Annotated in this window: 9 protein-coding genes; 7 read left to right on the top strand and 2 right to left on the bottom strand. The window is 66.6% G+C overall.

The window, feature by feature from the left end; translation table 11 throughout:
• From rho to mqnC, 3 genes are all read left to right on the top strand, one after another.
• Nucleotides 1-982 (top strand): transcription termination factor Rho (gene rho / locus AAF604_17620; protein ID MEM7051490.1); only part of this gene is annotated, 982 nt, incomplete at its 5' end.
• Nucleotides 983-991: 9 nt separating this feature from the next.
• Complete coding sequence (locus AAF604_17615) at nucleotides 992-1,786, top strand: menaquinone biosynthesis protein (protein ID MEM7051489.1); 795 nt, start codon at nucleotides 992-994, stop codon at nucleotides 1,784-1,786.
• Nucleotides 1,787-1,826: 40 nt separating this feature from the next.
• Nucleotides 1,827-3,008 carry a cyclic dehypoxanthinyl futalosine synthase gene (gene mqnC, locus AAF604_17610; protein MEM7051488.1) on the top strand — a complete coding sequence of 394 codons (1,182 nt, stop codon included), beginning with the start codon at nucleotides 1,827-1,829 and terminating at the stop codon, nucleotides 3,006-3,008.
• A 148-nt stretch (nucleotides 3,009-3,156) separates the two neighbouring features.
• Here mqnC and AAF604_17605 read toward each other — a convergent pair whose 3' ends face one another.
• Nucleotides 3,157-9,333: an RHS repeat-associated core domain-containing protein gene (locus AAF604_17605; protein ID MEM7051487.1), complete on the bottom strand. Its 6,177-nt coding sequence runs from the start codon at nucleotides 9,331-9,333 to the stop codon at nucleotides 3,157-3,159.
• A gap of 438 nt (nucleotides 9,334-9,771) precedes the next feature.
• Here AAF604_17605 and AAF604_17600 point away from each other — a divergent pair, with 438 nt between their 5' ends.
• The 3 genes from AAF604_17600 to AAF604_17590 all read left to right on the top strand — a co-directional run bounded on the left by AAF604_17600 (nucleotide 9,772) and on the right by AAF604_17590 (nucleotide 15,737).
• Complete coding sequence (locus AAF604_17600) at nucleotides 9,772-12,498, top strand: serine/threonine-protein kinase (GenBank protein ID MEM7051486.1); 2,727 nt, start codon at nucleotides 9,772-9,774, stop codon at nucleotides 12,496-12,498.
• Between the two features lie 81 nt (nucleotides 12,499-12,579).
• A complete protein-coding gene (locus tag AAF604_17595; GenBank protein MEM7051485.1) occupies nucleotides 12,580-14,364 on the top strand; it encodes a sigma 54-interacting transcriptional regulator in 1,785 nt (594 codons plus the stop codon).
• Nucleotides 14,365-14,864: 500 nt separating this feature from the next.
• On the top strand, nucleotides 14,865-15,737 hold the full coding sequence (locus AAF604_17590) for a diacylglycerol kinase family protein (GenBank protein MEM7051484.1): 873 nt from the start codon (nucleotides 14,865-14,867) through the stop codon (nucleotides 15,735-15,737).
• Between the two features lie 91 nt (nucleotides 15,738-15,828).
• Here the strand turns inward: AAF604_17590 and AAF604_17585 are convergent, their stop codons facing one another.
• On the bottom strand, nucleotides 15,829-17,367 hold the full coding sequence (locus AAF604_17585; GenBank protein ID MEM7051483.1) for an aldehyde dehydrogenase family protein: 1,539 nt from the start codon (nucleotides 17,365-17,367) through the stop codon (nucleotides 15,829-15,831).
• Nucleotides 17,368-17,531: 164 nt separating this feature from the next.
• Between AAF604_17585 and AAF604_17580 the strand changes: the two genes are divergently transcribed.
• Nucleotides 17,532-19,625 (top strand): O-antigen ligase family protein, encoded by a 2,094-nt coding sequence (locus tag AAF604_17580; GenBank protein MEM7051482.1) that lies wholly within the window; start codon nucleotides 17,532-17,534, stop codon nucleotides 19,623-19,625.
• Nucleotides 19,626-19,688: the final 63 nt, after the last annotated feature.

The raw sequence follows: 19,688 nt of genomic DNA, 5'->3' as shown, positions 1-19,688 counted from the left end.
CTTCGACCTGCGCACCGGGGACACCGTGTCGGGCCAGGTGCGTCAGCCCAAGGAAGGGGAGCGCTACTTCGCCCTGATCAAGGTCGAGGCGGTCAACTTCGAGCATCCCGAGCAGGCGCGCAACAAGATCTTCTTCGACAACCTGACGCCGCTCTATCCGGAGGAGCGTCTCAAGCTCGAGGTTCCCGGCGACATGGCGTCCCGGGTAATGGACCTCGCAACACCTATGGGGAAGGGCCAGCGCGCCCTGATCGTGGCTCCGCCGCGTACCGGCAAGACGATGCTGCTGCAGTCGATTGCCCATTCCCTCGAGAAGAACCATCCCGAGACCATCCTGATCGTGCTGCTGATCGACGAGCGCCCCGAGGAAGTGACCGACATGCAGCGTTCGGTGCAGGGAGAGGTGGTCTCCTCGACCTTCGACGAGCCGGCGACCCGTCACGTCCAGGTGGCGGAGATGGTCATCGAGAAGGCCAAGCGCCTCATCGAGCACCGCAAGGACGTCGTCATTCTCCTCGACTCGATCACTCGTCTGGCGCGGGCCTACAACACCGTCCAGCCGCCCTCCGGCAAGGTGCTCTCGGGTGGTATCGACGCCAACGCCCTGCATCGTCCGAAGCGATTCTTCGGCGCCGCCCGCAACATCGAGGAGGGGGGCTCCCTGACCATCATCGCGACCGCCCTGGTGGACACCGGCAGCCGCATGGACGACGTCATCTTCGAGGAGTTCAAGGGCACCGGTAACTGCGAGATCCACCTCGATCGCAAGCTGGTGGACAAGCGCGTCTTCCCGGCGATCGACATCAACAAGTCCGGTACCCGCAAGGAAGAGCTGTTGATGGAAGAGGACGAGCTGCGCCGGGTCTGGGTGCTGCGCAAGGTCCTCAACCCGCTCTCGACGGTGGAGAGCATGGAGCTGCTCCTCGACAAGCTGTCCAAAACCAAGGCCAACCAGGACTTCCTCAACGCAATGTCGAGATAAGGAAGGTCTTTGCCCAAGCTCCGCGTCGGCATCGTCAATTATCTGAACAGCAAACCGCTCGCGTGGGGCTTTCTCAAGGGGCATCACGCGAACCTGTTCACGCCGACCTTCCATCCGCCGGCGCTGGTCGCGCGACTGCTGGCGCAAGGCAGTCTCGACGTTGGCTTGATCCCGTCGATCGAGGTGCCGCGCATTGCCGGTCTGGAGATCATTCCGGACCTCTGCGTGGCCGCCGAGCAGGAAGTGCGGAGCGTTCTGCTGGTCTCGCGTCGCCCGATCGAAGCGGTGCGCACCGTCGCCCTCGACCACAACAGCCGAACCTCCGCCGCGCTGCTTCGCATCCTGCTGCGCGAACGGTTCGAGCGCGATCCGGAGTTCGTCTCCCAGGCGCCGGAGATCGAGACCATGATGCGCCAAGCGGACGCCGCCCTGGTGATCGGCGATCCGGCACTCAAGATCGACCGCGACCGCTACCTGGTGCTCGACCTCGCCGCCGAGTGGATGGCGTTGACCGGCCTGCCCTTCGTCTTCGCCGTTTGGGCGGTGCGGGCGACGGTCGATTTTCCCGATCTCGCCTTCTACTTCAAGACCAGCCTGCGGCACGGCCTCGGCTCTCTCGATACGCTGGTACGGGAGGCGGCGGCGGAGCTCGCCCTGGAAACCGCCGAAGTCCGCTCCTACCTGACCGAAAACCTGTCCTTTTTTCTCCGTGAGGAGCAGCGCAAGGGCCTCGAGGAGTTCTATCGCCGGGCCCACCGCAACGGCCTGCTGGAGGCCGAGCCGGCCTTGACCTTCCGAACCTGAGGTTGCCCGGCAGGGCACGATTCAATAGATTGGTAGAGCTATGGACTGGAAGCCATCTGGACGCCCCGTCTCCGAGATCTACGACGATGTCCTCGCCGGCCGCCGAATCAGTGCCGGTGACGCCCACACCCTGCTGCTCGAGGGCGATCTCCTCGAGGTCGGAGTGGTTGCCGACGAGGTCCGCAACCGCTTCAACAATGCCGGTGTTGCGACCTACAACATCGATCGCAACATCAACTACACCAACGTTTGCGTCTACAAGTGCCGCTTTTGCGCCTTCTACCGCAAGCCGGGCGATCCCGAGGGCTACCTCTTGCCCTTCGAGGAGATCGGCCGCAAGATCGAAGAGACCCTGGCCCTCCACGGTACCGGCATCCTGATGCAGGGCGGGGTGCACCCGAAGCTCGGGCTGTCCTACTACGTCGACCTGCTGACCTACATCCGCGAGCACTACCCGGAAGCCCATATCCACGCTTTTTCGCCGCCGGAGGTGAAGTTCATCGCCAAGAAGGAGCGGATGAGCTTCTACGACGTCATCGCCGCCCTCAAGGCGGCGGGCCTCCAGTCGATCCCGGGTGGCGGCGCCGAGATTCTGTCGAACGACACCCGCAAGCGGATTCTGGCCCACCCCAAGACCTCCGCCGACGAGTGGATCGACATCATGCGGCAGGCTCACCGCAACGGCCTACGCACCTCGGCCACCATGATGTACGGCATGGGCGAGCCCCTCGAGGCGAGGGTCGAGCACTTCCAGCGGATTCGCGATCTGCAGGACGAGACGGACGGCTTCACGGCCTTCATCTCGTGGACCTTCCAGAGCGATAACACCGACCTGCCGGATATTCCCGAGACCTTTGCCGATGAGTATCTGCGCACCCTTGCCGTGTCGCGGCTGTTCATGGACAACATCGCCCATCTGCAGACTTCCTGGGTGACCCAAGGCAAGAAGATCGGTCAGGCCGGGCTGCGCTTCGGCGCCGACGACATGGGCTCGATCATGATCGAGGAGAACGTCGTCTCGGCCGCCGGCACCGCCTACAAGATGAGTCAGGCGGAGATGGAGCACCTGATCCGTGCGGCCGGCTACGAGCCGCGCCAGCGCACCAATCTCTACGAGCGCTTCGTGTCGCCCGAGGACACGGTCGAGGCCGCCGAGCGCTACCAAGGAGCTCTCACCCCCGAGAACCGGCCCAGCGCCGCTGCCCTGCCGATCATCGGTTAGGGGAGTGGGTCCTTACCCCTGCGAGAGCCCTACCCGCTGTCTCGCAGCTGAAGGTCGGTGAGATGGTCGGGCCAGAGTGAGGGTTCGTAGCAGCAGCTCTCTTTGCTACCGGGCGGGCCCGTGCGGGCCCGCCCGTTCCTGTGAAGACCTACTGCTGGGGAGGTCTGTTCCGCAGGAATTGAGCTTCGAAAGCTCTTAGCCGGTCGATCTGCTGCTGAGCCTCGTTTCTTCTCTCGGTGGCGGCTGCAGTGTTCTGGGCATTGCTTTCTCCCCCGATGAATCTTCCGCCGTTTCTGAACACGTCTCTCTGCAAGATGCTCCTGTTCGCGCTTTCACTTTTTCCGTTGTCTCCTCGTTCCGCACTGAGGACTGCAAGCTCTCCGTTTGCCAGCTCGATTTCTCCTTGGAGCTCGGAGATCTTTTGGTTGATTATGTTTCTTACGTCTGTAGGAGCTCCTTGAACATCGTTCTGGACGGAGGCGGAATCATCGGCCCGAGAGCTCGAGTTCGCACCGGAGACCACGCTGCCAACGCCTACGACAATACCGGCGGCTGCAATGACTGGAGCGGCAACTTCGAGGGCTATGATTCCGAGACCGACTCCCATCACGCTCAGGGCCAGGGAGACCTCGGCTTCATCTTCAGGGGTCTGCGCGGCCCTTCCATCGGGATCGATGAAGTTCACCGGATTGCTGTTGGCGTACTCGTAGAGATTCCAGCCCGTCCTCGCCGGGTCGACGTTGGCGAACCGCATCCACAGGGGGATGTAGCTGCGGGCCAGCATGTAGTAGGTGGCCTCGTGGCGGTCGAGCTCGTGGCCGGCGAACTGTGCGGCGCGTTCCTGGTGGCCGCCACCCGAGGCGAGGGCGCCGTAGGGGTAGAAGTTCCAGCGCCCTACGTCGTTGCCACTCTGGTCCGTGACCAGGCGGTTCGATCCCAGATGGTCCTGATGGAAGTAGTGCTTTTCGCCTTGGCCGTCACGGGTGGCGATCAACCCCTGAGGCCCATGAACCAGGTCCTTGAGGAACTCCCAGTGTTCCCCGGGTTGGGAGGGGGAGACGTAGCGCCCCCAGCCGGTGACCCGGTGCTCGCGTAGGACCTTCCCGTCGCGGTCGCGCAGGGTCCAGAAGCGTTCACCGGTGGTGGCATTGAAGCTCACCCAGCGGAAGTTGCCCGGACCGTAGGCGTGGTATTCCTCCGCCGGCTGCGGGAACTGGGTGATGATGGTCGACACCATGTTGTAGGCGTCGTGGCTGAGCTCGAAGATGGGATTGGCCGCCGGTCCCACCCGCACCACGTTGCCAGCAGCGTCGTAGACCGTGTCCGGCGGTCGGTTGACGTTGCCGATCAGGCGGTTCTTGCCATTGATGTTGAAGCCGGCGGCTCCGCCGCCATCGCGGGCGACGCTGGTCAGGTTGTCCTTGAGATCGTAGGTGTAGGTCTCGAACCGTCCGGCCACGGCGGCGGTGCCGCGTACCAGCCGGCTGACCTCATCGTACTCGTACTTGTCGACCCCGATGCTCCAGATGTTTCCGGCGCCGTCGTACTGGTAGTCGCCGGAGTCGAAGTAGAGGGTGTTGCCGGCGGGACCGCCGTAGTGCTTGAAACGGGCTGGCCGCTGCATGCCGTGGGCCCCCTGGGTGCGATCCGTATGGGCCAGGTTCGAGTAGTCGATGCGGTGGATCTGGAAGTTCGGGTGGTACTTGTACTGCGCCCACAAATCGTTGTCGAGCTCGGAGGAAATCTCGACTGGCAGGCCCTGGTTGAGGGTGCGTTCGACCTCGTGATGGGGCGGCTGGTCGTCGAACGGGTCGTTGCAGTACTGCCAGTCGTTCTGGGGTGTGTCGACGCAGGTCGGGTAAATGGTCGAGACGACGTTGCCGACGTGGTCGTATTCCCAGCTCTGATCGAATGTGTGGCCGAACTCCTCCTCAGGAATCGGCGTGTTGGGAAACTGCAGCTGGATTCGGCGATTGCTCATCTTGCCGAGACGCCCCTTGTACTGGTAATCCTCGACGAACATCCAGTCGATGCCCGGCGGCGGATAGTTGTGGCGTTTGGCTTGGACGATCTTGCCGAGACTGAAGTTGCCCTGCGAGTTTGCGGTGCCCCACTCGAACTCTTCCCAGACGCGACCGCTCGGCTCGCGCACCTCGACCAGCCGCGCATCGCCGTCGTATTCGTGGAGCAGGGTGACGAATCCGTTGGCGACTTCCCGCGGATTTCCCAGAGGGCCGGGCTTGAAGGTGATCTTGCCCAGTCCGGCGGTCGAGCCGATTTCGGGGTGGCTTTCGGAGATCAGGATCTCGCGATTGTCCAGTTCGAAAAGACGCTGCTGTACGAGGGCGAAGGTGTCATTACTCAGTCGTTCCAGACCGATGATTTGCCCTTTGGGGTCGTAGCGCGTCGCCAAGGCATACAAGGGATTTCGCACCAGAACCCTTCGGCCAAGGCCGTCAAACTCGGTGGTTGTCAAGACCGTCGAGGTTGCGGCCGCCGAAGTCTGGATCTCGACCTCGGAGCTCATCTCGCGCTCGCCCTTGTAGAAGCGCTTTTCGGTGGTGCCGTCCGGTCGGGTGATCAGTTTGGCCCGGCCGACGGCGTCGAACTGCGAGAACTTGGTGGCGCCGTTGGCGACCGATGCCCCTTCCGGTTGCATCGTGGTGATCGCTGTGACGCGTCCCAGCGGGTCGTAGGTGGTGAGGCGTTCCGACCGCGTGGTGGCCGCTTGCCCCGTTGGGCGATTTCGCAGCTCCCGCTGCAACCGGCCGAAGGGGTCGTAGACCAGGAGCTCGTTGGCGAACACGGTGGTGCCGAACTTGCGCTCGACTTCGATGGTCGCCGGCTGATCGGCCTCATTGCTGTAGATCAGCGTCGTGGTCGCTTCGCTGAGCGAGGTGGTCGGGGTCGACTGGGTGGGCCGACCGAGGACGTCGTAGGCGATGTCCGTTCTTTGGCCGGAGGGATTGAAGGTCGCCGTCGGGAGACCCGTGTTGCGATCGATGACGGCGCGGAAGCGGTAGGGGAAGGAGCCGATGCGAGTGCTCGAGCGGGTCATCGAGGTGTTGCCGTGGTCGAAGGTGAACTTAGTGTCGCCTTCGCTGCCCTGGACGTTGCAGACGCCGGGGGCCAGGGTGCCGTTCTCGCCGCCGGCGATGACCTCGAGCTCGATCATGCCGGCGTTGGATCCGGCGGTGCCGCCGAGGGTGTACTTGGTGACCACGTCGCGGGCATTTTCGCTGGTTGCGCGGCGCCGCTGGCGAATGCACTTGACCGTGCCCTTGTCGTCGAAGGCGTAGTCGGTGCGGTAGGTGACGCCGTTCTCGCTCTGGGTCTTGGCATCGAAAGTGGTCAACAGCCATCGCTCGTTCTGTTTCGGCAGGTAGGTCTGCGGTGATCCCATCGTGATGTAGCCGGTGGTCGAGCTCTCGGGACGAGCCGTCGCTGCCCCGACATTGAAGTCCGTCGTGTGGGTTACGACTCGCTCGCTGCCGAGGAAGTCGTCGATGAAGCGAACGGTCTCCTGGTTGCCGGCGCCATCGTGGTGCTCCCTTCGTGTCTCCTTCCATTTGCCTGCGTCCTGCAGGAAGATGGTCCGCTCGCGCACCGGCACCGGGTCCACCTGCCAGCAGCTGGCTTCGTCCCGGAACAGCAGGGTGGCGCTGCAGCCGGTGCGCCATTCCATGGCGTAGCGAACGTATTTTTCTCGCATCACGTCACAGGAAAGAAGCCCGCACTGGCTGATGCGTTGGGAGAGGAAGATGCGGTCAGAGTCCTCCGTGCCTTGGGAGATGGTCTTGGTGAACGGCAAGCCCGCGTCGGTGATCTGCCAAGAGCTGATGGGGTCGTTGGCCGAAGGTGACTGGCGCCCCTGGGTGATGGCATTGAAAAACTCTTCGCGGATGAAGACGCCAGCAACGGTGGGGCCGTCGACCTGGGTCTTGCGATAGTCCGGTCGCTTGCAGCCCGGTCCGAAGAGCTCGCCGTTGCCGACGTTGGTGTTGGGCTCGATGTCGTTGAAGTAGGTCCACTTGGCGATCTGCGTCCCGTCCGGACCGTGGTGACTTTTCTCGCCGATTCCATATCGGCTGAAGAACCAACCTGTCGGTGGGTTGGGTGGGCTGGGGTCGTAGTTGCACTGGGTGGGGAAGTGCCAGGGCTCGTAGTCGTATTCAAAGCGCCCGCGGGCCGGCAGAATCACCTGTTGGACCTTGCCGCTGCGCGAAAAATCCGTGAAGTACTGGAACTTGTACGGTTGCGACAGGGGAATGGAGATCTCGGTCAGCAGCGGGACCGTCATCGTGCTCGAGGCCTGTCCCAGGTTGCCGGTCGGATCGTGCGGTCGACCGCGGTCGACCTCCGGATTGCTGTACGAGAAGACGAACTCCGCGTAGGACTCGCCGATGGCGGCGACGCGTATCTTGTTGAGAATCCGCTTGAGATCACCGAGCTCGTCGCCGTTGGGGAGCTGCAGCTTGTCGCCGGTCTGGGCGTCGCCTCCGGCGCGGTTGGCCGAGTCGCGCCAGAAGAAAATCTTGTGCTCGCGTTGGGTGCTGTCGCTGATTTTCCACTCCTCGACGTTGCCGGAGATGGCGGGATAGGTGAAGCTGATCTGGTTGTCGTAGCCGTCGAGGATCTTGTGCAGCCGCCAGCAACCGGTGGCCCCGCCGCCGCAGCCGAAGGTGCCCTCGGGACCGTTGTGGCGCTTGAACCGGGACACGGTGCCGTTCGGATGCTCGACGTCCACCGTCGAGGAATTGCGCTGCTTCATGCGCAGACGGCTGCTGTCTTTGGAGTAGAAGAGCGGCAGACCGTTGTTGTCGTTGTCCCGCCCCGGGAGATGGGTGAGCACGTGGGAGCTGCCGTGAGGACTGATGTACACCCAGGCATCGGAATCGAGGGTGGTGAGATCGCGGTTCGGCCAGGTGAGCTGATCGAGGGCGGCCATTCCGCTCGGCGCGTCCGGCGGGAACAGCTTGCCAAAATGGATCTCCCAACCCAAGCCGGCGTTGCTGCTGCGCTGGGGTAGCGCGATCTGGGTGGTCGAAAACGTGGAGACGCAGTTCGCCGGGCTCAGGCAGGCGATGGATGCGTGGTCGAAGGTGTCCGAGTTGTAGATTGCCCGAAACTGGTAGCTCAGGTGCGGGCCGACGGTGAAGGTCTGGCCCAACGGGATGCTCAAGGTGAGGTTGCCGTTGGCGGTGTTGATGGCATCGATTTCACCGTCGGTGATGAAGGGATTGTTGGGGACGAAGCCGCGCAGAGATGGAATTTTCTCGTCGATCAGGTCGGCGCCGCCGTTGCCGTCCGGTGGGTCGTTGGCGGGGATCCGCTGCCGGATCGCGGCGCCATCGCCGGAGGCTGCGCCGTCGTTGGAGTCCTGGTCCGCGGTGCTGCCATCGGCGACCGGGACGGGTCGTAGCCGGAGCTTTGCGAGGCGCTGCTCGGTCGGCAGCGCGAGATCGTCGAGAGCCTTACCCTCGAGGGACAGCCTCCTCAGCCGGTTCCCGGAAGCGACCCAGACACTGTGCGAGACGGGGTCGAACACCAGGTGCTCGAGGTCGTCCGGCTCGCCGAACGGTCGCGATTTGCTCTGGCGGTCACCTCGGGAGTCGAGATGGATCAGCTCCGGCCCCACGGCCACCCACAACCCGCCTCGACCGTCCGGTGCCAGCGCCAGGGCCCCGGCGACCTTGGCGAAGGGGCTCTCCTGACCACCGCGAAGGCGGAAGACGCCGTCTGCGCGCGCCACCCAGAGCGTGCCGTCGGAAAATGCGAGGTCGTTGATCGGCTGGCCCAGGGATTCGCCGAGGGACAGGCCCGAGATCGCGTCATAGGCGCCGAGGCGCCCGCCGGCGGCGACCCAGAGGGTCGATCCCTCGGGTTCCATGGCCATGGCGACCGCCGGCGCGGGCAGCTCGAGGCTGTCGAGGTGTTGCCCGGCTGCGCCGACGTTGATCAGGCGCGAGCCGGCCGCGATCCACAGCGCGCCGTCCCCCGGCACCACCGCCATGGCGGCCGGGGCCCGGGCGTCGAGGTCGAGGTCGAGATGCCAGAGGTCCGATCCCGCGAGCTCGCGAACGGTGAGACGGTCGGTGCCGAGGAGCCAGACCCGCGCGCGGGCTTCATCGAAGGCCACGGCCCGGGTCGGTTGCCGAGAAACGGTGCTCAAGGCCGAGTCCTCGCCGACCCTCACCGCGCCGAGCTCTCCGGTGAGCCAGAGCTCGGTGCGCGGGCCCTCGCCGGCCTGGATGGTGAAGCAAAGAAAAATCATGAGCAGGTTGAGGTGCACGGCTCGGACGGATGATCTTGAAGGGCGTCTCATGGCTGAATCTCCGTGGCTGAAGTCTCGTTCTTTGGAGGTCTGGCGGCGAAAAAAGGCGGCGGCGGATCGGTGGGCCAGTGCGTGGTGGCCTGGTGTGACGTCTCTGGCACCCTCCGACACGCCGCCGAGATCACGTCATGGGGAAGCCCCAGAGCAACGGCGATGCCAGCCCATTTCTCACCCTCGACGGACGTCTGTCGGAGCTCGGGGGAATCTCGAGTAGAACTGATTAAGATTTTTTTAATGAGTGACTTGCAAGATCTTTAGGAGCCCTCGTCGGGAATCTCGGAGGGCTCCTGGAGAAGGTCGCCGCAGTGCGAAATCGCACGCCCTGTTCGTCGGCGCACGGTCGGCCATGAAACTTCAGGAGCTGCGATACCCTTGGTTGGAGACCTCCCGGCGACCCGGGGCGGGCTGTGCCGGAAGGGCTCGAGCGCCATGGATACACCGACCGTTCCGGGACGACATTCCGCGGCCTATCCGCCGACCGAGACCGATGCCGCCTTGCCGACGGGGGCCCGCGTCGGCCGCTTCTTGCTCCTCCATCTGGCCGGCCGGGGCGGCATGGGCGAGGTCTATGCGGCCTACGATCCGGAGCTCGAGCGCAAAATCGCTCTGAAGTTCCTTCTCGAGAGTGGGGACGAGGGAGAGGAGCAGGAGCGGCTGCGCCGCGAGGCGCGCGCGATGGCGCGTCTGCAGCATCCCCACGTGATCACCATCTACGATGTCGGTTCCTACGGTGGGCGCCTCTTCGTCGCCATGGAGTTCATCGCCGGGACGACCTTGGCGAGCTGGCTGGGGGAGCGCCAGCGGGACTGGCGAGAGATCTTGCCCCCGTTCCTCCAGGCCGCCCAGGGACTGGCGGCGGCCCACGCGGTGGGCGTCGTCCATCAGGACTTCAAACCCTCCAACGTGATGCTGGGCCCCGGCGGTGCGCGGGTGGTGGACTTCGGTCTCGCCGCCGGGCGGTTCGTCGGCTCCTCCGGGGAGGCTCCCCTGGGCACTCCGGCCTACATGGCTCCGGAGCGCCGGGCGGGCCGACCGGCCGATGCCCGATCGGACCAGTACAGCTTCGCCGTCGCCCTCGGTCGTGCCCTCGAGCAGGCGTCGGGACGTGTGCCGCGGTGGCTACGTCGGGTGATCGAGATCGCGACCGCCTCGGCGCCCAGCGACCGCTTCGTTGCCCTCGACGACTTGCTCGCCGAGATCGCTAGAGGGCGTCGCCGCGGCCGGCGCCGAGTGGCCCTCGCCGCGGGTCTGTTCGTCGTTCTCCTGGTTGGCGGCTTGGCCTTCCGAGGGGCACTGGTCGGGGCGCCTTCGCTTTGTTCCGGAGGCGCCGAGCGCTTGGTGGAGGTCTGGGGCGAGGGCCCCAAGGGAGAGATCGAGCGCGCCTTCGCGGCGTCGCAATTGCCCTTCGCGGGACAGACCTTCGCCCTGGTCGAAGCCGCCGGTGACCGGTATGCGAGGCAATGGCGTGAGACCTATGAAGAGTCCTGCCGAGCCACCCATGTGCTGGGGGAACAATCGGAGCGCCTTCTCGACCTCCGCATGCAGTGTCTGACGACTCGACTGGCGGAGTTCCGTGGCCTGCTGGAGGCGTTTGTGCAGGCTGATGCGGCGGTGGTCTCGAACTCCACCCGTGCCCTCCTGCGCCTGACGCCGGTGGAATCTTGCTCCGACCTCGTCTTGCTCCATCGGCTACCTGACTTGCCCGCCAACGTCGAGGCGCGGCGCGAGCTCGAGACGGCCCGAACGGCGGTGGCGAGGGCCCGTGCTGGACGGCTGGCTGGGCGGGAGCCGCCGGAGATGGTTCTCGATCGGGCGCTGGCCGTGGCTCGCCGTCATGGCTACACCTTGATCGAATCGGAGGCCCTCTTCGAGCAGGCGCTCCGAGAGCCCGATCCGGGCCGGGCCACGGAGCTCCTCGACGGCGCCCTGCGGGCGGCAATCTCGGCCGACGCCCGAGCCCTCGAAGCGGACAGTTACCTGGAGCTGATGAATCAGTTGGGCTTCTTTCAATCGCGCTACGACAAGGGAGTGCGTTTCGGGCTCTTGGCGGAGGCGGCGCTGCGCACTCTCGGCGACGGTCACGCCGACCGCTGGACTGTGTACCACGTCGGCCGTGGGAATTTGGAGTTCCGGCGCGGCCAGCTGGCGGAGGCGCGGCAGCATTACCTGCGGGCTCATCGCGTGGCGCGGGAAGCGGGCATTGGAGACGATCCTCGGAGGGCCAACCTCTACACCAACCTCGGAATCACCGAGGGACCCGGCGAGGCGGCCCAGGAGGCGGCGCTCGAGTATTTGACGCGCGCGGTCGAGATCCAGGAGGCCGCCTACGGGGCCGGCAGTCCGCAGCTCGGTCCGGCGCTGATCAATCTCGCCGGGAACCATGCTTCCCACGGACGCTACGGCGAGTCCTTGCGACTGGCGCTGCGCTGCCTCGAGAATCAGCTGGGGTATTTTCGCCGAGACCACCGCGACATGGGCTATCCGCTCCTGCTGATGGCCCAGATCTACAACGCCGCGGGTCGACCGGAGCGGGCCGAGCCCTACTTGCGGCGGGCCGAGACCTTGGTCGATGAAAAGCTGGTGGAGAACGTCTACCTCGGTGCTCTCACCCGGCTGACGGTGAGCGAGACGGCGCTCGAGCTCGGTCAATGGCAACGTGCCTGGGCGGCCCAGCGGCTGGCGGCCCAGGCATACCGTGAGGGCCTGTCGGACCACCACTCCTTTGCCCTCTCCTTTCGCTTGCAGTCGGGACGTCTTCATCTCGCCGACGGCGATCTGGCGGCGGCGCTGGAATGGCTCGCCGCGATTCCCGGTCAGGCGACCTCATCGGTCGTGGAGCAGCGGGATCGCTGGCGGGGCTTGCTCGCCCTGGGCCAAGCTCGGCTTAGAGCGGGAGAAAGGGATGCAGCCCTCGGGCTCCTCGAGGAAGCGGTCGAAACGGTGCGGCCGGGGATTGATCTCCACCTGGCCGCCGAGGCCCGGGAGGCCCTGGCGGAGGCCCTTGCCGGCGACGATCCGGATCGCTCGACCGCTCTGTTGCAGCAGGCTCGTCGGGATCGCGTAGCCCATCCCGATCTCGAGGGGCACGGTGTCTCGCCACGAGTCGGCGAGTGGCTGGCCCAGAACGGGCGTCCCCCTGGGGCGGACCACGAATAGTTGGAAACTGGGGCTCGAGGAAAGACGTATAGGAAGATAGACCCCCTTTATCCTTGCTCGACTCGAGGAGTAGGCCGGAAGATGACTCTCTCGCCCTTGGCCCGAACACCGTCGGAGAATCTTCGTCGTCTCTGCCTGGTGGGCGGCACCGGCTCGCGGCGAATGATCTTTCCGTTGCAGCCGGGGCCCAACCTCGTCGGGAGCGACCTTGGAAATCACTGTGTTGTCGCTATTCCGGGGGTCTCTCAGCACCACGCGGTTCTGCTACGCGGCGAGGATTCTCTCGAGGTCATCGACCAAGACAGCAAGAACGGCACCTTCGTCAACGAACGTCGAGTGCGCTATTCGACTCTGGAGCTCGGTGATCGATTGTGGATCGGGCCTGTCGAGTTGGTGGTGGAGGAGGTCGATCGAGACGACGCCGAGCTGGCGGTCGTCACGACCGGACCGCGCGCCTCGGCGGCCGACTCCCTGCCCTCGACGGCGGAAGTCTGGCACCGGGGGCGATCACGACGGGAGGCCTGGGCTTGGGCGGTTCGCCTCCTCAGCGCCGAGCTCTCGGGTCGCGGCGAGGAGACCCGAGACGAGCTGGCTGCCGTGCTGGCGGAGCTCGGAGTGTCTTTCTTCTGTGGCGTCGAGATTCGGGACGATGGCGAGCCGGTGGTGTTTTTCTCTCATGGTCGGCCCGACGATCGCGTCCTCGAGTGGTTGCGGCGCCTGTGGCACGAGCGGCGGGCGGGCGAGGTCTTTGCCCATGGCGAGCTCGGGGCCCTCTCGCTGCGCGCCGGCGGCGAGAGCCACACGGCGCTGCTGCTCGGCGGTGCCTTCGACAGCCGGGAAGCCCGCGAGCCTTTGCTCGCCGCGTTGCACGAGCTGCTCCTGCTGGCGCGGCGACCGGAGGTGCCCCCGAAGAGCAAAGCGGCGGATCGAACGTTGCGCTTCCCAGCGAGCTACGTTCGGGGCAGCGACCCGGCGATCCGCAGCCTGCACCGTCAAATCGCCGATCTTGCCCGCTCGAAGATATCGGTCCTGATCTGTGGCGACACGGGTGTCGGCAAGGAGATGGTCGCGAAGACCCTCCACCGCTCCTCGGAGCGGGCCGCCGGTCCCTTCGTGGCGGTGAACTGCGCCGCCATACCGGCGGATCTCCTCGAAGCCGAGCTCTTCGGCATTGCCCACGGGGTCGCGACCGGTGTCACGTCGCGCTCCGGTCATTTTCAGCGCGCCGATGGCGGAACGCTGTTCCTCGACGAGATCGGTGACATGCCGCTGGCTCTGCAGAGCAAGCTACTTCGAGTTCTCGAGGAGCGCCAGGTGGCGCCTCTGGGCGGCGCGGCGGTGGCCGTCGATCTCCGTCTCTTGGCGGCCACCAACTGCGCGCTGGAATCCCGAATCGAGGCGGGCGAGTTCCGGCGCGATCTCTACTATCGGATTGCCGGTTCGCTGCTGTGGGTTCCGTCTTTGCGTCAGCGCCCGGCGGATCTGCCGCTGCTGATCGTCGAATTCCTGCGGCGGTTCGCCGCCGAGTCCGGGAAAGTGGTCCGCGGTATCACGGTGGCGGCGCAGCGCGAGCTGGTGCGCCGCCGCTGGCCGGGCAACATTCGTCAGCTCGAAAACGAGATCCGTCGCTTGGTGCAGGTCTGTCCCTCGGGCCAGGCGATTTCCCTCGCCACCCTTGGCGAGGCCCCTCGCAGGGCTCACGACAAAGGCGGAGATCTGCCAACCTTGCAGATCGCGGAGCTCGAAGGCCGGGCCATTGCGGAAGCCCTCGAACGCTGCGGTGGCAATCGCTCGCAGGCGGCCAAGTTGCTCGGCTTGTCGCGCTTTGCCCTCTTGCGTCGACTGAAGGCCGAGAAGGCCGGCTGACACAGCGGTCGGCGGGGTCTCTTTCGCTCTCCCGGAGCGATCTGCGGTCTGCCGCAGGCGAGGATGTGAACCGCTGACGTCGGCACCGGTCGATTGCGTCGACAACCCAGCCCGAGTTCCGCCGGCTCTCCACGGCCCGGCCGTCGCTGGGAGGTCCTGAGAAGGTCGCCCTGGTCGGATCACTGCGCAAGGGCGAGGCTGTGAGAGACAGTTCCGCTGGATGGTTTCGCGACGCCCGGAGCTTTGCGCCAGGCGGCGATCGAGGGATGCCTTGGCCGGGGTTCCGGGACGCGACCGTTGCCGCGAGCGCGAGCGTCGAGTGACGCCTACCCGTCGGGGCATGGCATCGGCTCGCAGTCACCGTCCCTTCGGTAGGATGATTGTCCACGAGCTTTTCTTTTTTTGATGGGGACTGCCATGGCTTGGTGCGTGGGGGCGATGTGGGGAGGTGGCGCGCGGTTGTCGAGCACCGGTCGAACGTCGGTGGGAGGCGCACGGTCATGATCCGCCTGCTGGTCAATCCCGCCGCTGGCCGCCGGCTCGGTGGCCGTGGCCTCGACCGCCTGGCGGCTCTGGCTGCCTCGATCGGTGCTCCTTGTGAGGTCAGCGCGAGTGCCGCCGACCTCACCGATCGTGCCCGCCGGGCCGCCGAGGAGGGGGTCGAAAGGCTGATTGTCGGCGGTGGCGACGGCACGGTCCATCACGTCGTCCAGGGCCTTGCCGATACCTCCTGCGCTCTCGGCATCCTGCCCCTCGGAACGGGCAATGATCTCGCCACCGCCCTCGCCGTGCCGCGACGGGTCGAGAACGCCCTCGAGGCTCTGGTGAGCGCCCCTTTGCGCAGTATCGACCTCGGCCAGGCTGGTGATCGCTACTTCGCGATCTACAGCGGCGTCGGCTTCGACAGCGAGGCGGCCCGTCGCGCCCATCAAGGGCAGCGCTTCCTCTCCGGTCGGGCGATCTACCTCTACGCGGTGCTGCGCACCCTGGTCGACTTCGTGCCGCCGCGCATTCGTATCGAGCACGACGAAGGTGTCTTCGACGATCGGGCGATGTTCATCACCCTCGCCAATGGTCCCTGCTTCGGCGGCGGGATGCGGATCGCTCCCCAGGCGCGCCTCGACGATGGCTGGCTCGATCTGGTGATTGTGCGGGCGATTCCCCGACGGACCCTGCTGCGCGTCTTCCCGCAGGTCTATCGCGGCCGCCACGTCGACCACCCGGCGGTCGAGATGGTGCGAACGCGCCGCGCCCTCCTGGCCGTCGATCGGCCGATGGTGCCGTTTGCCGACGGTGAGCCGTTGGCCTCCCTGGATGACGACCCGCTCACCCTGCGGGTAGCGCCTGGAGCGCTGAGAATCTGTCGCCCTTGATGGTCCTGCGGCCGCGCACCCGGCTCAGGGGGACACCTCGGGCGACCTCGAGCCCCCCTGAACCAGACGGCGCGACTTCTTCAGCCGCCGACTAGCCGACGTCGAACTCGACGCCCTGGGCCAGCGGCAGCTCGGTACCCCAATTGAGGGTGCAGGTCTGGCGCCGCATGTAGGCCTTCCAGGAGTCGGAGCCGGCCTCGCGGCCGCCGCCGGTTTCCTTCTCGCCACCAAAGGCGCCGCCGATCTCGGCTCCGGAGGTGCCGATGTTGACGTTGGCGATGCCGCAGTCGCTGCCGGTGGCGGCGAGAAAGCGCTCGGCCGACTGCATGTTGCGGGTGAAGATGGCCGAGGAAAGTCCCTGAGGGACGGCGTTGTGCTCGGCGATGACCGCATCGAGGTCGTCGAACTCGAAGAGGTAGAGGATCGGCGCGAAGGTCTCTTCGCAGGTGATCGCCATCGCGGTGTTGGCGTCGGCGATGGCGGGTTCGACAAAGAAGCCCGGACCGTCGATGACGGCGCCGCCGCGCAGCACCGTGCCGCCCTGGGCACGCACCGCCTCGAGGGCCTGCTGCATGCCGTCGACCGCCTGCTGGTTGATCAGCGGTCCCATCAAGGTGCCCGGATCGAGTGGATCGCCGATGCGGATCGAGTCGTAGGCTTCGACCAGACGCCGTCGCATCTCGTCGGCGATGCTCTTGTGCAGGAACAGGCGTCGGGTGGTGGTGCAGCGCTGGCCGGCGGTACCGACGGCGGCGAACAGAACGCCTCGCAGGGCGAGGTCGAGGTCGGCGTCATCCATCACCACCAGGGCGTTGTTGCCACCGAGCTCGAGCAGCGAGCGGCCGAGGCGCTGAGCCACCACCGAGCCGACGGCACGGCCCATGCGGGTCGAGCCGGTGGCGGAGATGAGCGGGAAGCGGCGATCCGCCACCAGGCGCTCGGACGGACCGCCACGGCCGGCAATCAGCAGGTTGAAGATCGGCGGCGCATCGTTGGCCTCGAGGACGCGCTGGGCGATACGGGTGACGGCGAGAGCGGTCAGGGGAGCTGCCTCGGAAGGCTTCCAGATCATCGAGTTGCCGCAGATGGCGGCGACGGTCGAGTTCCAGGCCCACACCGCGACCGGGAAATTGAACGCCGAGATGATGCCCACCGGACCGAGCGGGTGCCACTGCTCGTACATGCGATGCTGCGGCCGCTCCGAGTGCATCGTCTTGCCGTAGAGCTGGCGCGACATGCCGACGGCGAGGTCTGCCATGTCGATCATTTCCTGGACCTCGCCGAGGCCCTCGCTGAGGATCTTGCCGACCTCGAGGGTGACCAGGCGGCCGAGGGCGTCCTTGTGGTTGCGCAGCTCCAGGCCGAGCTGACGGACGACCTCGCCGCGCTGCGGAGCGGGCCAGGTGCGCCAGGCTGCGAAGGCTTCGACGGTGGTGGCGGAAACGCGCTCGTAGTCGGCTTCGGTGGCCAGGTTGACGGCGGCGATGACCTCGCCGGTGGCGGGATTGATCGATTCGATGCGCTCGCCCTGGGTGTCGATCCAGCGGCCATCGAAGGCGCCGGGGTTCTCCGCCGACAGGCCCAGTGAGGCCAAGAGGTCTTGGACGGACGAAGAGGTGGCTACGGTCATGAAAATCTCCTGAGCTTGAGAAGTCGGTCGTTGGAGCTCGAGGTGGCTTTCGGGGCGGTGTGCGAGGCGACCGCGCGGCGGCGAGCTGCACGCGTCGCGGCTGCGCTGACACGCCGGCCTCGAGGCAGGGCGTCGAGCTCCCTCACCGGGGCGGAAACGCGATCGTGCACTGTAGGCGCCGCGCGCTCGCCGACGGGGTTTTCCTCTGGCCGGTCGAGCGGCCCACCTCGGCTTTCCCAGGGGAGGATATCGTAGGCAGCCATGGGAGGGAGCCCCTGAACCCGCGGATCGCGCTCAGTGCCGCCAAGACCCATGGCCAGGCGCTCTGGCCGGTCGCTCTCCTGGCGGTTTTCACCGGTTGGTGCGGCACCGTCGTCGGCGGCGCCTCGGCCGCGGGCGCGGTCATCGGGCACCTCTTACTGCTGCTGGCGGCGTTGCCCGCGGTGGCCGCTTGGCGCGACCCTTGGGACCTGGGGGCCGGGGGGCGCTGGCTGCTCGCCGCTTTCCTGGTGGCCGTCGCCGCCAGCGCCGGGGCCAGCGATCTGCCCCGCGCCGGCCGGGTCGCTTGGGCCCTGCTGCCGGCCTTCGTCCTCTTGCCGACGGCCGTGGCTCGCGCCTGGCGTGATCCTCGGCGGCGCCAGACGGGCCTCGTCGCCCTTGCCTGCTTGCTCGCCGCAGTCGCTCTCTGGTCGCTGGTGGGCCGCGCCCTGCTCGGCGACCCACGCGCCGCTCGGCCGCTTGGCCACCATGGCTTGATGGCCTTCTGGTGGCTTGCTCTGCTGCCCCTGCTGTGGCTTGGCATGGTCGCTGCCCGGGGGCGCCAGCGCGCCGTGTTCGTGATCGCCCTGGTGCTTTCGGTGGCGGCCGTGCTCGGCACCGGGTCGCTCCTCGGCATCACCGGTTTGGCGCTCCAGGTTGGCTGGCTCGGGATGCGGCGAGGTGGGCGTTCCTTCGGCTGGCTGGCGGCGGCTGCGGGGCTGGTTGCCCTACCGCGCCTGTGGTCCCTCTTCGCCGGTCGCGACCCGTCGGCCCAGGCGCGCGCCGTCTACTGGCAGGGTGGGCTGGAGGGATGGCTGCAGCGTCCTTGGTTCGGCTGGGGGCCCGGCACCACGCCCTGGACTCTCGGTCTCCACCTCGAGCCACGTCCCGGAATCTCGCCGCCCGGCGAGGTCGTCGCCGAGCTGCACAGCCTGCCGCTGCAGCTTCTCTACGAGCTCGGGGGTGTCGGGACCCTCCTCCTGCTCGCCCTGCTGGCGGCGTTTCTCTGGCGTCGTCGGCGGACCCCGAGCGGACCCCTTCTCGGCCTCGTCGGTGCTGCCTGGGCGGGCCTGGGAACGGCCTGGCTGGCAGTCCTCGCTCTGCCCGTGGCGCTCGCCGTCGTCGCGGGAGCTGCCCTCGCCCCGGAGGCGCCCCGCCGCGGCGCGGTGCATGCTCGCTGGGGATGGGTGTCGCTGCTGCTGTGGGCTGTCGTCGTGCTGTGGGCACCGAGCCGGGGCCACTGGCTCTTCGAGCACCATCCCCAGGGGCCGCGCCTGGCCCACCGGATCGATCCGGAGTTTCCCCTCTACGGTGCTGCCTTGGCCTGGGATGCGCCGGCCGCGGCGGCGTCCGCCGGGCTCGCCCTGGGGGCGGTCGAGGACGCTCCCGGCGTCGCGGTGTTTTGGCTGACGGCCGGAGTGCTCGGCGGCGATGCCGGACAGCCGTGGGCCGACTCGGCCTTGGCGGCCGCCTGCCAGCTCGATCCGTTCAGCCCCTTGGCGCCGTTTTACCGCACTGCCTTCGCGCCGGCGTCGGAGGGGGCGGCGATCACCGCGGGGCGGGCCTTGCTCGCCGAGCCACGGCTGGCGGCGGCAGTCTTCTGGGAAGGCCGAGAGCCTCTGCTGGAGGCAGCCCTCGACGAGGTCGAGACCTGGCCTGGAATCGACGCCGGCTGGCGCCGCGCGATGATCGATCAGGTGGTGGGGTGGAATGTCGAGGTCGGTGGCGAGATCGGTCGCCTGGCCCTCGAAGTCGACCCTTCGGCGGCCGAGTCGCTGCTGCTGCGGACCTTCCGACGCGCGCCGCGGCCCCGCTGGCTGTTCCCCGTCGAGCTGCGGTCGGCGCTGGCTTCGCAGGTGACCGTGCCGCCCGCACTGGTGATTGCCTTCAACGACGCGGGACACCGCGGATGTGACGAAGGGAATCCGCAGCTCCTGTGGAAAACCCTGCGGAGAAACCCCTCCGAAGGGACCTCCGAGCCCGGAATCTCAGGGGGTTAGAGCGCTTTGAACAGAAATTTGTGCAATCGGTGTAAGTCCTTTCCTTGCAGTGATTTGTAATCA

Source organism: Acidobacteriota bacterium (assembly GCA_039028635.1).
In the GTDB taxonomy this organism is placed as follows: Bacteria; Acidobacteriota; Thermoanaerobaculia; order Multivoradales; family JBCCEF01; genus JBCCEF01.
This window is presented reverse-complemented; position numbering and strand designations above follow the sequence as displayed.